Source organism: Mesorhizobium sp. WSM3866, from assembly GCF_002294795.1.
Taxonomy (GTDB): Bacteria; Pseudomonadota; Alphaproteobacteria; order Rhizobiales; family Rhizobiaceae; genus Mesorhizobium.
Map to the genome: position 1 here is coordinate 1 of NZ_NSGC01000018.1, position 14,899 is coordinate 14,899.

Consider the following 14,899-nt stretch of genomic DNA (forward strand, 5'->3'; position numbering starts at 1 on the left):
AGCTCGGGCCGGTTGAGATAGCCGCGCGCCACGCCCGCCCCGCCGATATAGAGCTCGCCCACCGCCCCGAACGGAACCGGCGTGCCATGAGCATCCAGCAGATAGACCCGCGTGTTCGCAATCGGGCGGCCGATCGGGACATTTAGGGCCTTCTCCTGCATTGGACCCACAGTATAGGTAGCCGCAAATGTCGTCGTCTCGGTCGGACCATAGCAGTGAATGAGACGTACAGGGCCTTCTTCTCTCAGCAACCTTAGGAAGGCGGAGGGGTCATTCCGCTCGCCTCCACAAAGGAGGTATTTAAGTTGTGATAACGTCGGGGCAATCGATGACGTATACTGGTTGAATAACGCTGTTGTCAGAAACAGAGATGTCACTTTCTGACGTTCGAGCGCCTTGGAAAAACTCGATGCATCTAAGACGGTGGTGGCATTCATTACAACCACGCAGCCCCCGTTAAGCAGCGGCGCCCACACTTCAAATGTGCTGGCGTCGAAGGCGGGATTGCCCGCCCAGGCTACACGGTCGCCGGCATCGATTGTCAAATATTCATTATTGATCGCGAGCCGGTTGACAGCACGGTGAGGAACAACAACTCCCTTAGGAAGGCCGGTCGAGCCGGAAGTGTACATCACGTAAGCGGCATCTTCGGGGCTCAATCTCAGCCCAGGATCGGTGCTCAGTTCTGGATCGGCCGCTAATGGCTCAATAGGCACAACAGGGATTGTCACCTCGGCGAGATCAACCCGCTTACTCTCGCTGAGAACCAGGCGTGCAGCACAATCAGCCATCAGCCATTCTTGTCGCGCGAGTGGAACAGCGCGATCGATCGGCACATAAACCGCGCCCGTTTTCAGAATGGCCAACTGCGCCACCACAAGCGTGACGGAGCGGTCCAGTAGTGTCGCAATGCGATCGGCAGGCTTCACCCCAAGCCCGATCAGATGATGCGCCAGCCGGTTGGCGCGAGCATTGAGCTCGCCATAGCTCAGCGCTTCGGCCTCATGCACCAGCGCCACCCTGTCGGGCCCCTGACGCACCTGCGCCTCGAACAGCTCGTGGATGCACTTGTGCGACGGATAGTCCGCTTCCGTCCGGTTCAGCTCCTCCAAAAGGTAAGTCCGCTCCTCGCGCGGCAGCAGCTCGATGCGGCCCACCGGCTGCGCGGCATCGGCAACCACATCAGCCAACAAGGTCTCCAAATGCCGGGTCATGCGATCGATCTGCTCCGGGGCCAATCGATTGGCATCGAAATGCCACCGAAAGCGCCTGTCGATGGCGCAAACCTCGAATGTCACCAGCTCGCCCGGCAGCGCTGCCTCGAATCTGCCGGTCGAAGCTGAGTTGGGACCGACAGAACTGTTTTGTCCCGCAATCGCCACACCAACCGGCCAGGGCCTTTGCGACCGCAGCGCCTCGATATAGCGCAATGGCGGAGACCGACCGACAAGATCGCGCGCAAAGCTGTCGTGCTTGCTGAGATCAGCGATCTCGGCCGCGACTGCCTTGCGTGTTTGCTTGAAGTCCCATGCGAGATCGAGGGTGACTTCCATTGGCACGGCGGAAGCGATAACTGCCCCCGCCGCCTTCACCCTGGCTCGCGCCGGTTTCGGCGCTGGCCTCCATCCCAGTTGAAGATCTATCTGGCCCGAAACGAGGGCCAGATAGATCAGCCATGCCGTAAGCAGGTATTCCACCCCATCGGCAGGGGGAAGCTCCGCCACGGCATTCGACACTTGCCAGGAACTCGACTGCCAGGCCGGCGGCGCATTTGCTGTGCCGGACGACAGGTAAGGCAGCTGCACAGTTTTGAACTGCTCAAGCCGTCGTCCCCAAAAAGCCTCCGAAGGCGCTATTTCTTCGTGGATGGCTGTCAGGCGTCGCGCCTGATCGTCGCTGAGGACAGGAAGGGCATCGCCTTCAGCCAGATCATTGCGGCTGGCGAGTGCTTGTGCCTCCAGCGGCTCACCGTCCAAACTGCCAAACCAGACCTCTACATCGTGCGTAGCCGTCGCCACACGCCAATGGCTCGGATGGATTTCAAGCAGGCGACCTGCCTCAAAGCCCGAGCGGCGAGGCAGCACGTCCAAGCGCCTGACGGCGACAACCTCTTCCGCTACCAGGGCCTTGCACAAACACAATGGATTGGAATGATGCGGCCCAAAATCCAAGGCCCGCGCCATCGCCGACAGATCTTGCGCGGATCGATCCCAGCGCAGAATACCCGCCGCATCTGGCCGCTGGCGCCTGGGAAAATAGCTTCTGTATTCCCGCGCCTGTGGACGGGTAGTGAGCTTGCCCCCCGCCAAGCCACCCAGCAGCTCGCGGAAGCCCTCGACGGCGGCTTCATGACATTTGAGGTTCAGGGTCAGCGCCGTTTCGCTAGGCGCAACCAGCACTTTGCGCTGAACCGCTATATCACCTGGATTAAGCCCATCATTGATGCAATGCCAGGTGATGGCATGCTCGCTCTCTTGGGCCAGCAGCGCCCAAGACGTCGCGTGAGTTCCGGCGTAGAGCGGCAAGGGACCATCATGATAGTTGAAAGCACCTTGACTGATCCGTCCCAACACATCGGCCGGCAAGATGAACGGATTGGCAACGGAAAAGAGCCACTTCACCGGCTCGGTTTTGAGGAAGCTCGACAGCTCTTCCACGCTTGACAGGCATGGGAGATTGGCGCGATCCGTCCAGTTGGCGAATGTCGCATCGGCACATAGCACCGCGCGAATATCGTGGCCCATCTCCATAGCCAGCTGCGCACAGCTGATCGCCAGCGTGCCGCCGCCGACAATAACGCTAGAACAAATTGGCCGCGTTGTAGCTTGCAGTCTACCATACCCGCTTGGCTCGCCAGCATCTGTGCGCATCGGAGGAGGTCGACGTACCATTTTCATCCCTCCGCCAATCCATCGAAGCGCATGAACTGCTTCCATCGAAGGCGCCCCGTCCGGCCTACCCCACCGGTCAGAAGCTGCTCGAAAGTTCCGTGCTGAATGCGGATTGAGTTGAGCTGGTAGCCTTGCGCGACGAACGACAGCGGCGTCTCGATGGACGCGAAGTGTTTTGGCGGAACCGCACCAAGGAGTGCAGTATCTATGGCAGTGAATGGCATAAGTTGAACAAGCTTTGTGTGTCTGTGTTGGGCGGCGCGGCCGAGGACCGCCATAGTCCTGCGGATGCTGGTGTCTCGTAGCAATCAGCGTGCCACAAACGGTGCAAAGCTTGGTTGAAAGAGCGGAAGAACGAAAGCGCTCACCCGTGTGCGGGGAGTTGTTGACGGCTTGGATAAGACCGCCGGCCGCCGATGCCCGTGATGGGAGACACGCCTAAAACGTTACTGTGGAATGGGGTTTGGTGCTTTCGGGAGGACGCCTTCGATTCGACGGAAACCGGACGTCGGTTTTTGTGGCGCACGTCTGTGGTATCGCCCGATCGGGTGGTTCGAGGCTCACAGGTGAGGCTCTTGAGAGAGCAGACTGGCCATCGAAGGGCTTCATTCCCGCAGGTCCCGCCGGGGAGACCGGTAGTCTCGCGAACTTTACACAAAATCGCTTGAACGGAGGCCACTTTCAGACGACGCACGAGCGCTCAGATAGGCCAAACCCAGGACATTCCTTGATGGAACGAGTTTAACTGAGAAGGAACAATTTGCCTTGGGAACGGCACCTGATCCGGCGCCAATGTCGATTTCAACGTCTTGAAATTCGAGTATTTCATTGTGCGTTGGGCAATACGCTTTGTAAACCGCCTCCTTAAGGACGAAAAGGTCCCGCCGCCGAAGCAGGCGCAGGCCGTACATGCTTCGCTCTTTGGGCGTTGCGATCAAATCGATCAGACCGTCCGGAAGAGGCTCATTTGGTTCAATATCGATACCGAGTGCAGCAATATGTTTCCTGTCTGCGACGGCGGCGGCGGCCACCGTGTCGTGATGGGCTAAAGATCCAATCACGCCATCTGGCCAGATCGGAACACCAAGCCGGGTCTTCAGGATGGGCTTTGGCGAAAACCCCAGTTCGCCAAGCAGCGTTCGAGCGATGATCCTGGCGGAACCACTTCGGCGACGGACCTTCGCAACAGCTCCCCCCAGGGCAGCAATTTCGGAAGGGAACAAGGCATCCTCATCGGCCGGTTGTATCCTACGAAGGCCGATGAGGATCTCCTGTTGAGCAAACGTAATGGTCTCCATTCACTTTGACTCTTTGGCTCCTTAGCTACAATCCAGTCGATTGTCTGACGGGGCAGGCGCCGGCCGCTCCGAAGGCTAGCCCCATGCATCAAATCTTATCCTCGAGCAATTCGCGCCCGGCCTGAGCAGGCTCGATTCAATGGATTGCGGCCACCTGTTGCTTGAGGGCCTGAAGCCATTCATGACGGTATTCGAGCTTGCGGAGTTCGTTTCCGCCGAACGTCAGACCGGAGTTGCAGTCCTCGCGTTTGGCATAGATCTCCACGTTACGGCCCAGATGCTTAGCCCAGCCGGTCGAGCTTCTCGATGGGTGTGGGTCCAAAGGTGAGCGGGTAACGCTCGAATTTTTCCAAACTAGCCACGCAAAACTCGTTCCATACGCTGCTTGGATTGGTGGCCGCGCTCTCCGACCACCTGATAGACGACTGGGTTCCGGGACCGCTCCCGCGATGCGTTTCTCCAGTTGGGAGCCTTGGAAAGCATTGTGGTGACATGCATTGCATTTTCATTTTGATGACAAGCTACGGCGCTTCCTGAGCGCGTAAACCGGATCATTGGGATGGGCTGTTCCGATCGGTTGCCGCAAGCCGAACCGTTCTGCTTCGGGGACCGCTGCTGGGGTCTGCTCTTCGACCCAATCGTAAACCACGGTCCGTTCGGCAATGCGCCAAACCCCTTCCCTCTTCTGAAACAGATCGCAGTAACGGCCGCAGAGCAGTACCTGGCGTACTTCTCCGTCGTTATCTGGTCCGCGTTGCAGCGCGGTGAAATAGCTTTCGACCACGGCCTCCGCCGGATCGATGAATTCGATCAATACGTTCGTGATCTGGTGGATTAAGCGCGGTCCAGTCTTGAAGACATCAACTGCAAACTCAATGAAGCCCCCGGCTGGGCCACAATAGGCGCCGTGACTGTCATGCGCATCGGGCCAATACGCACTGCGCAGCGCAGCCGCATCCGCGCGGTCCATGCCGCGGCAGTACCGATAAAGGCAGTCGCGGATCGCCTCGCGGTCGTGCAGTCGGGTGATTTTTGCCTGGTCCATCGCTCTGTCGCAAATTCTGAGATTGGGAGGGGCGTTTGTGTCTCTAGGGGCCGTGCAAGGACGATCCGATCGGCAATTGAAGAGCCAGAAAGGAGGCAACTTCATGTGTCGCGCGTGTCATGGAGGTCTGACGCCGGAGAGAATGTAGGCAGGGAAGCGGCCGGACGCCTTGCTGGAGGGTGTGAGGCCACGTCTCGTCGATTCCACCTAAGCTTCGCCAGCTTTTGGTTGAATGGTGCCCGGATCGAACCGCGCGGCGGTTGTGCGGTCGAGTTCTAGCGCACGTTCGGGGCAGGATCGCACGGCGCGTGACGCGAGCAGTTCGTCCCCTTGCGCCACATTGATATCGCCAGGCAGGACGTATCCCTCATCATCAAGCGTGAAAATGCTTGGCGCTTGCGCCGAGCATCGCGCGTGACCCTGGCATTTGGCATTGTGGACGATAATGCGCATAGCGCTGACCTCCATTGTCTTGCCATGGCTCGGGACGGCCATGGTCATGACCAGTCCAGGATCAGATTTTCGATTCCGAACACATGGCCGCCACAGGTGATGGGCGCTGTACCTTCCTTGATCCGGAAGGTCGGAAGGCGCGCCAGCCACTCCTCCAGGCCAATGACAATCTCGCGCCGGGCAAGATGTGAGCCAAGGCAACGGTGGGGACCATAGCCAAAGGCGGCGTGGCGGTTGTGCTCTCGCGCCAGATCGACCGTGTTGGGGGATTCAAATTCTTCCGGATCGCGATTTGCAATCATCGTGGCGCAGGAAACGTAGTCCCCCTTTCGGATCGGCGCGCCTTCGAAGTCGACATCTTTCGTAGCCACGCGGATCAACTGAATGGGCGGATAGGCCCGCAGCAATTCTTCGGTTGCGAGCAGGATGCGATCTGGTTCGCTGCGCAGCAGTTCCTGATCCTTGAGGTTGCGCGCTAGATAAGCCAGGTCAAAGCCTATAGCTGCTGCCACGGTGTCAAGTCCCGCGACGAAGACAAGCACGCCGATGCCACGGATTTCCTCCTCGGTTAGCCGGCGGCCCTCGACCCGTGCGTGCACGATGAATGTCATGAGATCGTCGGCCGGATCCTTGCGGCGATTGGTTGCAAGTTCATCGATGAAGGCCACAATCTTGCGGGCAGCCACAGGTCGTTCCACTTCGTCGCCGTGGAGCAGATCTTTCGCCCAGCCGACAAATGTATCCAGTCCCTGATCCGGCAACCCCAGAAAGCGGAGGAAGATGCCGACAGTGAACGGAAAGGCAAAATCCTTCATAACGTCGCAGCTGGTGCCTGATGCGGTGATCCCGTCGATCAGGGCGCTCGCTAGCTCACGGACAGCAGGTTCCAGTGCCGTCACACGCTTGGGCGAAAGCAGCGGACTAAGTAGCGAGCGAAAGACGCCATGGGCCGGTGGATCGAGCTCAAGCGGGATCGTCGGCCAGGTTTCGCCCAGTATGGAGGAGAAGATGCTGCGATGGCTGGAGAAGGTATCAGCGTCCTGGAGCACCTTACGCTGGTCTGCGGCGCGGGTGATGACCCAGGTACCCCGGCCATCTTGCGTGTTGTAGGGGGAATAGAAGATCGGAGGCCCGTGATGTGCGCAAGCGACCGCTGCGTGTGGATCCCCGTTGGGCGTTGGTGGCATGCCTGGCGACGTGAACAGGCTGAAGTCCCTCACCATTTCGGGCGGGACATGATCTGGAACCGGGTTGATCGCCATTGGATTTCTCCTGCCGTCTAATCCCTAACTAAGGCCGCGCGGCATGGCATCTTGGCCATCCGGCTAGCTTGCAACCCTCTTGGCCAGACCGCTGCCTGCCCCGCCAAAGAGCGACGAGCAATTAGTCGGAGACGCGGCATTTTCCAGCTTCGACCGGCGAGCCGGAAATAAGCTCTTCTCCACAACGGATTCAGGCCAGTCATCTCTTCAGGATGTCCGTAGCACGGCACGCGAGAGGCGGTGCCCGTCGACATCACTTTCCTCGATTTCCACGAGCGCACGCCATGAGGGCGTGAGCAAACATGCGGGTCGAATCTCATCTCCTCTTCGATCGATGGCCGTTGGCGTTGCCAGGCGAATTGCGGGTGTCCACGCCAGTCACGCCGGTCGGGCTTTCACAGGCAGTGCCTTGGAGCCGCTCGACGCGGACCCGACATGTTGTGTTCCTTGGCTGCATTGATCGCGATGTCACCCACAACATGAACGCTACGCGGTAGCTGCCGCCGTCTCACGAGAGAGCTTCAAAAGTCGTGCCAGCGGCGCGGAAAGAGCCCTGCAGGAGATTTCTACATATCCTTCAAGGCTTGAACGAATGCGCAGCCGCAAGCTTGGCGGAGCACAGCCGTGTCGCGGACATGACAAAGCCGACAGCAAAGTCGCGGCAGATTCAAAATGCTCCGCGAGTGCACGGCGGTTTCCCGTCACCTCGGGACCGTGCCCGCATCACGCGGGCGCCGTTCAGGAAGATGCACATGGCACCTTGCCAATGGACGTGTTGGGTTTTTTGTAATCATTGTCAATTTCGAAGCTTTGTGGAGAGCGGGGCGTGTCCCATCAGGTGGTGTAGCTCGGCGGTTATGAAGCCGCACTCGACGCATCCGTTCGAGCGTCTCAACGGCGAGATCAAGCGGCGCACCGAGGTCGTCGGAATCTTCCCAAATGACGATGCGATCAGCGCGCCTCGTCGGCGCAATCCTGCTCGAACAGAACGATGAATGGGCAGTGCAGCGGGCCAGATATATGACCCTGGAAACGATCAGCCAGATGAGCGATGATCCCCTGATCAGCCTGCCAGCCGTGGCGCGCTGACCAGCCCGGCCCTTGCCGGGAGAGCACGGCGACCAATGCCGCCAGCCACACCACCCGCGGGACACGATCGGAGAGCGTCGACAGGGCGAAACGCGTAAGCCCCGTCAGCCGTCTCAAACCTGAGAACGAAGGCCACAGGGACCCTCGTCGGGTTAACCCCGATCGACTCCTGTGATCAGCCCCAGATTTCTCCGGTTCTAATTTGAGCCACCTGTTCTCCGCGCCGAGGCCCCCCTGTCCGACTTCCGACATTTTTGTCCAGCTACGGACAAAAAAGGTTTGAGGCTTGAGCGTATAAAGGGGCTGCGCTCTAGCCAGAGCTCACGATCAGGTGATCGTGGGGGCATTCGGTCCTGGCGAAGGTACGGTCCTGGCCGCTCAAGGCAAAGAGTGTCGCTGCAAAAACCAGTGTGACCCCGGCCTTAAAATCGAATGGCATGGCGCTTGCGTCTTACTCGGCAGAACCCATCACAAGGTGGCCAGGAGTAAGACCATTGCTGACATCGCGACACCCCGTACAAGAGCGTAGTGAAACCGTTCTCGTTGCCGCCGCAAATAGAGACCTCGTTTTCTTCAGCCGCCCGTGCTCGCGAGCGGTTTTGCCACGGCTGATCCAAGGCCGACACTCAAACGCGCGGCGCTCGGCCGAATTGCCGGCCGAGACCGATGCAGTTTCAAGCGAAAAAGCAGCGCCTCAATTTTTACTCCAGGAGCAACATTGATGACCGTCAAAAAAAAGGTTCCTTTCGTCACCTTTCTAACGCGTGTTCGCGATGTTTCAGTCCAAGGGCCAAATCCATACCGTTGGGAAGAAAAGACATCCGACGACTACTTTGTCGGCAAGCGCGTCATACTGTTCTCGCTGCCAGGCGCCTTCACCCCGACCTGCTCGACCTACCAGCTGCCCAACTTCGAAGAGCTCTATGACGAATTTGAGAAGCTGGGAATTGAAGCGATCTACTGCGTCTCCGTCAACGATGCCTTCGTCATGAATGCGTGGGGGAAGGCCTTGGGGCTGCAGAAGGTCGAGCTCCTTCCGGACGGCTCAGGCGAGTTCACGCGCAAGATGGGCATGCTGGTCGCCAAGGATAATCTCGGCTTCGGTATGCGCTCCTGGCGCTACGCCGCTCTGATCAACAATGGCTTGGTGGAGCGGTGGTTCGAGGAGGAAGGTTTTTCTGACAACTGCGAGACCGACCCCTATTGCGTCTCCTCCCCCCAGAACATTCTTGAAACGCTGAAAGCCGCCAAAGCCGAGACGGCTGCATGACCTACGTCTCGAAAATCCCATTGCACAAGGCCAAGGGTCGCTCGGTAGGAGTTTCACGCTAACCATGCAGTCCTCAGCAAGCCTGCTTCAGCGTCAGAAGCAATCGTTGGTTTTGACGCCGCAAATGATGGAGTCCATTCGCCTGTTGCAACTGGCGCATCCCGAACTGCATCAGTTCGTCGATCAGGAAATCGAGAAGAACCCCTTTCTGGAACGGGCATCAGACCAGGCGCCGAAGGACATTCCTTCGATTTCGGCCGGAACCCCGCACATCGGGCCAACGATGGGCGGAGTATCGGATCGGGCCTCGCAGTGGAAATCAATCCGCGGCAAAAACAATGTCGCACCCGGGGGAAACAATGCTCTCGAAAACTACTGCGCCTCCACCGAAACACTGCACGACCATGTCGCTCGTCAGATCGCTCTCAGCGCATTTGCGCCGCTGGAGCGGCGAATAGCTGGCGAGCTTGCCGGTCATCTGGAAGACACCGGATACATTCAGGTGAACCTTTCGGAACTGGCCAGCAGCCTGAATGTCCGGGAGGCTGACGTGGAACGGGTTCTCGGAACTTTGCAGCAGTTCGATCCACCGGGGATTTTTGCGCGAACTCTCAGCGAATGCCTTGAGATACAATTGCGGCAGCTAGACAGGTTCGACCCGGCGATGGCAGCGCTGGTCGCCAATCTTGAAGCGCTAGCGCGACGCGATTTTCAAACATTGAAGCGCCACTGTGGTGTTGATGAAGACGACCTTCTCGACATGTTGCACGAAATCCGCGCGCTCGATCCCAAGCCTGGAAACCGATTCCAATCCGGGGGGCCTGAATCGATCATAGCAGACGTCTTGGTCCTGCCCTCGCCCGGAGGTGGGTGGCAAATCGAACTCAATCCAGACACGCTGCCCAGGCTGCTGATGAACCAGAACTATTTTGCCGAAGTCTCCCGCCTTAGCGCCCAAAATTCCAAAGACCAGTCATTTCTCAACGAATGCCTCCAAAAAGCGAACTGGCTAATCCGCAGCCTTGATCAGCGCGCCAAGACGATCCTCAAGGTAACGGCTGAAATCATCCGCCAGCAGGACGCCTTTTTTGAACATGGGGTCGCCCACCTGCGGCCTCTCAATCTCAAGACTGTCGCGGATGCGATCAACGTGCACCAATCGACGGTAAGCCGGGTGACGTCCAACAAGTACATGCTGACCCCGCGCGGCGTGTTCGAACTGAAGTATTTTTTCACCGTCGCGATCGGCTCCTGCGAAAGCGGCGACGCGTACTCCGCCGAAGCTGTCCGCCATCAAATCAAGACGATGGTTGCCGCGGAATCGTCCGACGAAGTGCTTTCTGACGACGACATCGCCACCCGGCTCAAGGACACCGGGATCGACATTGCTCGCCGCACCGTTGCGAAATATCGTGAGGCGCTGAACATCCCATCCTCCGCGCGACGTCGCCGGGAGAAGCGCGTGCAGCTTCGATGCCAATCAAGCCCAGGCGGAGGCGGCGACGAAGGCGGCTCTTAATCCAAAGCGAACCCGTTCTTGATCCGTGCCAAGTGGCTTTCGCCTTCCTCCGGGCCAAAACAGCTTTCGAAATCGCGGCATTCCTGACAACTGGGCGCGGTGCATAGCGAAAAGCCTTCTGCCTCGCATAGCTTACGATAGAAATATTTCTTCCATTTCATATTTTCGGTGTTCCCGGCCGCCAGCGCCGGGAAATGCCTGGCGATCAAGCGGCTGAGTTCGGCCCGATTGAAAAGGCCAAGGTCCTGCCACAGATGGTCATTGCGCAAACTACGCCTGGCGATGATCTTGGCGAAGAGGGTGCTCGCCGGATCGCCCGGCCTGGCATGCCCAATGAGCAGGCCGCGCAGAAGCTCTTCCTCCACATCCGGCTCAGGATCGGCCAGCTTTTCCAGCGCCAAGGCGTTGACGGGCACAGTCGGGAAATAGCGTGTCATGACATCTCGCAGGTCGGCACGCGAAAGGCCGGTTGCTTCGGTCGCGGTCGCCTTGCCTGCCTCGACCTCCTCGAACGCGAGGTAGGCAACACAGGCAAGCGCATGCCGGTCGAACGCCGCCCCCAAGCCTGTCGGCGGCCATTGGCTGGTGCTGAAACAACCACGGTGATCGGCGACTGTGGCGCCGTTCTCCTGGTCGTGTCCCCAGCTCATGCAGCAAGCTTGTCAGCCGTAAGGTGGGTCTGGCAGTTCTTCGGGCAGACGCGGCCGCAGGCGCCGCAGCCAATGCAGCGGCCGGCTTGGTCGACAACCATGACCATGCGGTTGAGCTCGCCGTCGAAGTCGTCATCCTCGCCCGCGCAGATGCCGAGTATTTCGCCCGCGTCATCGACGCCATGAAGGTGCATGACCTCGCGCGAGCAGACCTTGAAGCAGCGGCCGCAACCGATGCAGGTCGCGCCATCGATCGCCGTCAGATAGTGCGGCGTCCAGGGAGAGCCGTCGCGGGTGACGTTCGTCATTGTGAATTCTCCAACGCCGCGAGTTGTTCCTTTGCGGCATCCAACTCGGCAAAAATCTCGAAGGCTTTCCTGGCCACCGCCTCGATCTCGGTCCAGTTGACCGCCAGGTCCTCGGCAAGGTCGTGCAAGTCCATCTTGGCGTCTCGGGCGCGCGCCTGCAGCTTGCGGAGCTTCTTCATCTCCAACTCTGACATGTTCCCTTCCTCGCAAGCCGGGTTTCTTACGCTCGCGCCATCTCGGGACGCGCTTCGATGGCCGCGACCGCATCGCCGGCGTGCCGGCCTCGGCGATTTTCCAGAACGTCTCGAGTTCGGCATAAGTTCGGTGGGTCGCAGCCGACATTCAAGATCTTGTGCCCGATGTCGACGCAGGCGGTGAACGATTGCTGGGGGGCGTCGATTTTGGCGACACCCAATTCCAGAGAACGAGTGTGCAGCGGGGACCCCGCGCGTTGCTTTCCTTCTCTCCATTGATGGCATCAACGGGAATCTAAGTGATCGCTCCTCTGCCGCCTCAGGAGTAAGTCTCGACCTCCGCGACGGGAACGCAGGGAGAAGCTCATAAAAAATTGTCTGCATTCCAGTCATCGGTTTACTCGAGAGCGCGGCAGGAGAAAGGTCGGCCCCAGGCGTGTCGTGGGATCGAAAGATCCAACGACAGTGGCGGCCGCCTTTCAAGAACGGTCCGACAGGATTGCTGGGGAGGCAAGTTGAAGTCACGCCGCCTTCAACCGCGCTGCACAGTCTCATTCCAGCCCTTTGTCTGCTCCAAGACCTGCCGCTCGAACAGGCGGCGATAGATGCCGTCGCGACGGATCAGTGCGGCATGGTCGCCCTGCTCGGTGATGCAACCACGGTCGAAGACAAGCAGCCGGTCGAGTTCGCGCACCGTGGAGAGCCGGTGCGCAATGACGAGCGTGGTGCGCCCGACCATGAGGCGCTCCATCGCGTTCTGGATCAGCACCTCCGATTCCGAGTCGAGGCTCGATGTCGCCTCGTCCAGAATCAGGATCGGGGCATCGGCGAGGAAGGCGCGCGCTATCGCCACACGCTGGCGCTCGCCGCCTGAAAGCTTCACGCCGCGTTCGCCGACCAGCGTACCGTAGCCGTTCGGCAGACGCGCGATGAAGTCATGCGCGCTGGCGAGCCGCGCCGCCTGCTCAACGTCGGACCGAGAAGCACCCGGCCGTCCATAGGCTATGTTCTCGGCCAGCGAGCGGTGGAACAGGAGAGGCTCCTGCTGCACGATCGCGATCTGCGAGCGCAGCGAGCCCTGCGTCACCCGCGAAATGTCCTGCCCATCGATCAAGATTCGTCCAGCATCTAGGTCGTAGAGCCGCTGAATGAGCTTGACGAAGGTGGTCTTGCCGGAGCCAGAGGGGCCGACCAGACCGATCCGTTCGCCGGCCTCAATCGAAATCGACAAGTCGCTGTAGAACGGTGACCAATGATTGCCGTAGTGGAAATGGACGCTCTCAAAATCGATGTGACCCTTCGTGATCCGGATCGCCTTGGCGCCCGGAACATCCGCCACGTCGGGCGGCTGGCTACAGGTTTTGACCAGTTCCTCCATCTCATTTACAGCTTGCTGGATGTTGCGCACGTGTCTGGAAACATCACGCAAGTAGCCATACAGGATGGTGAAAGACGCGAGCACAAAGGCGATGTCGCCGGGGGTAGCCTGGCCGCGCGCCCACAAAAATAAGGCATAGCCGATCAAAGCCGCTCTCATCGCAAGAAGCATGATGCCCTGGAATGCAGCACTGATCGTGCCGCGCACCCACGTCCGGCGAGTGCGGTGCCGCCACTTGGAGATGACTTTCGCGAGGCGATGATCTTCCCGCACCTCGGCGCCGAAGCCTTTGACCACCGCGTTACAGCTGATCGCGTCGGCAAGCGAGCCGCCAAGCTTCGTATCCCAATTATTGGCAAGGCTTGCCGCTGGCGCTACGTAGCCGAGCGACAGCGCAACGATCAGCGCCACATAGCCAACAGAGCCGCAGGCGACGATCAGCCCCATCATCGGCCAGTACCAGCCGAGCAGAATGCTCGAGCCTACGAGCATAATGAGCGAAGGGAACAACGCGAAAAGGATCGTGTCATTGAAGAGGCAGAGCGCCCATATGCCGCGCGTGATCTTGCGCACCGTCGAGCCGGCGAAGGTTTTCGCATGCCAATCGGCCGAAAAGCGCTGGACACGATGGAACGCGTCGCTGGCGATGTCCGACATCATCTTCAGAATGAAGTCATTGATGGCAATGAAGGCGATGTTGCGCATGACGACGGCGCCGAGTGCGAGCGCAATCAAAATCGAAAAGGCCGCAAGTGCCGCATCCCACACGATCGCGTCGGCTGCCGCTCCTTGGGCGACCGCGTCTACCAGCCGTCCGGAATAGAGCGGCGTCAGAACGTCAAGGAGCGTTGCGCCAAGCACCGCGATCATAATGATCGCGAGCCGGATCGGCTGCCTGCTGCAGTGGCGCACGGTGAAGGCGAAAACGTCGCGAAAGGCGGCGCCGCGCAGACCGATGTGAAAACGACGCCTGGCTTTGAACGAGCGCACGAGGACGCCCGGTCTCAAGAAACCTGAAATGGAAGATCTGAGTGAGGACGAAAACATCGCCCGGAACGCGGGTGGCCGATCTGGACCTGACATGTTGCTTTCTTTCCTTCGTTCCATCGACCGCGATGTCACCAGCGAGATGAATATCGGCCACGGGCACGTGGCTGCCTTACGAGGGGAGAATCGCAATGGCCGTGCCAAAGGCTCAGACAGCCCAGAAGAATTTTCTGCATATTCTTCAATGACAACGAGATTTCAGCAGGCGACGGGGGCGGACAGCGCCGCGTCGCGTGCTCGACAAACCGGCAGGATGCATCGGTCGCGCGGGGCATCCTTGGCGAACAGCCCGACAGGATTGCTCCTCACGCGAAGCGGAATTCACGCCCAATCCAACGGCGTTCACCGTCGAACAATGCCCGCCGATGTCGGACATGCGACATAGCAGTGTTGGAGCCACCTTATTGTTTCGAAATGATCTCCTTGTTTGGCACGGTCCATGCGTAGCTTTTCGAGGACGCGTCCCGGCCTGAAGGAGAAACAGTCCACGCCCAG

At 59.3% G+C, this 14,899-nt stretch carries 11 protein-coding genes and 2 pseudogenes; 3 read left to right on the forward strand and 10 right to left on the reverse strand.

The window, feature by feature from the left end; all coding sequences use genetic code 11:
* The 6 genes and pseudogenes from CK222_RS27570 to CK222_RS27605 all read right to left on the reverse strand — a co-directional run.
* A partial coding sequence (locus tag CK222_RS27570; RefSeq protein ID WP_176477756.1) for an AMP-binding protein occupies window positions 1–2,744 on the reverse strand: 2,744 nt, incomplete at its 3' end.
* A gap of 797 nt (window positions 2,745–3,541) precedes the next feature.
* Window positions 3,542–4,189: a 4'-phosphopantetheinyl transferase superfamily protein gene (locus tag CK222_RS27585; protein ID WP_095779850.1), complete on the reverse strand. Its 648-nt coding sequence runs from the start codon at window positions 4,187–4,189 to the stop codon at window positions 3,542–3,544.
* 187 nt (window positions 4,190–4,376) lie between these two features.
* Window positions 4,377–4,551 (reverse strand): annotated as a pseudogene (locus CK222_RS27590) (aminocyclopropane-1-carboxylate deaminase/D-cysteine desulfhydrase family protein); the annotation flags it as partial.
* A gap of 143 nt (window positions 4,552–4,694) precedes the next feature.
* Window positions 4,695–5,234, reverse strand: coding sequence for a nuclear transport factor 2 family protein (locus tag CK222_RS27595; protein ID WP_095779851.1), 540 nt, complete (start codon window positions 5,232–5,234; stop codon window positions 4,695–4,697).
* A gap of 207 nt (window positions 5,235–5,441) precedes the next feature.
* A complete protein-coding gene (locus CK222_RS27600; protein ID WP_095779911.1) occupies window positions 5,442–5,687 on the reverse strand; it encodes a ferredoxin in 246 nt (81 codons plus the stop codon).
* A 44-nt stretch (window positions 5,688–5,731) separates the two neighbouring features.
* Window positions 5,732–6,949 (reverse strand): cytochrome P450, encoded by a 1,218-nt coding sequence (locus tag CK222_RS27605; RefSeq protein WP_095802539.1) that lies wholly within the window; start codon window positions 6,947–6,949, stop codon window positions 5,732–5,734.
* Between the two features lie 866 nt (window positions 6,950–7,815).
* Between CK222_RS27605 and CK222_RS27610 the strand changes: the two are divergent.
* The 3 genes and pseudogenes from CK222_RS27610 to rpoN form a co-directional block, all read left to right on the forward strand.
* Window positions 7,816–8,038, forward strand: a pseudogene (locus tag CK222_RS27610) (transposase); the annotation flags it as partial.
* Window positions 8,039–8,759: 721 nt separating this feature from the next.
* Window positions 8,760–9,308 (forward strand): peroxiredoxin, encoded by a 549-nt coding sequence (locus CK222_RS27615; protein ID WP_095779853.1) that lies wholly within the window; start codon window positions 8,760–8,762, stop codon window positions 9,306–9,308.
* A gap of 64 nt (window positions 9,309–9,372) precedes the next feature.
* Window positions 9,373–10,827, forward strand: coding sequence for an RNA polymerase factor sigma-54 (rpoN, locus tag CK222_RS27620; RefSeq protein WP_095779854.1), 1,455 nt, complete (start codon window positions 9,373–9,375; stop codon window positions 10,825–10,827).
* On the opposite strand, the gene CK222_RS27625 is transcribed toward rpoN, so the two are convergent.
* From CK222_RS27625 to CK222_RS27640, 4 genes are all read right to left on the reverse strand, one after another.
* Window positions 10,824–11,477 (reverse strand): nitrogen fixation protein NifQ, encoded by a 654-nt coding sequence (locus CK222_RS27625; RefSeq protein ID WP_095779855.1) that lies wholly within the window; start codon window positions 11,475–11,477, stop codon window positions 10,824–10,826. The two genes, rpoN and CK222_RS27625, sit on opposite strands and share 4 nt — an antisense overlap.
* Window positions 11,474–11,785 carry a ferredoxin III, nif-specific gene (fdxB, locus tag CK222_RS27630; RefSeq protein ID WP_095779856.1) on the reverse strand — a complete coding sequence of 104 codons (312 nt, stop codon included), beginning with the start codon at window positions 11,783–11,785 and terminating at the stop codon, window positions 11,474–11,476. Before fdxB ends, CK222_RS27625 begins: the two co-directional genes overlap by 4 nt.
* On the reverse strand, window positions 11,782–11,979 hold the full coding sequence (locus tag CK222_RS27635; RefSeq protein ID WP_095779857.1) for a CCE_0567 family metalloprotein: 198 nt from the start codon (window positions 11,977–11,979) through the stop codon (window positions 11,782–11,784). The genes fdxB and CK222_RS27635 overlap by 4 nt, the downstream gene beginning before the upstream one ends.
* A 532-nt stretch (window positions 11,980–12,511) precedes the next feature.
* The gene (locus CK222_RS27640) at window positions 12,512–14,404 is read right to left on the reverse strand and encodes an ABC transporter ATP-binding protein (RefSeq protein WP_245322503.1); all 1,893 of its coding nucleotides are present in this window, start codon (window positions 14,402–14,404) and stop codon (window positions 12,512–12,514) included.
* Window positions 14,405–14,899: the final 495 nt, after the last annotated feature.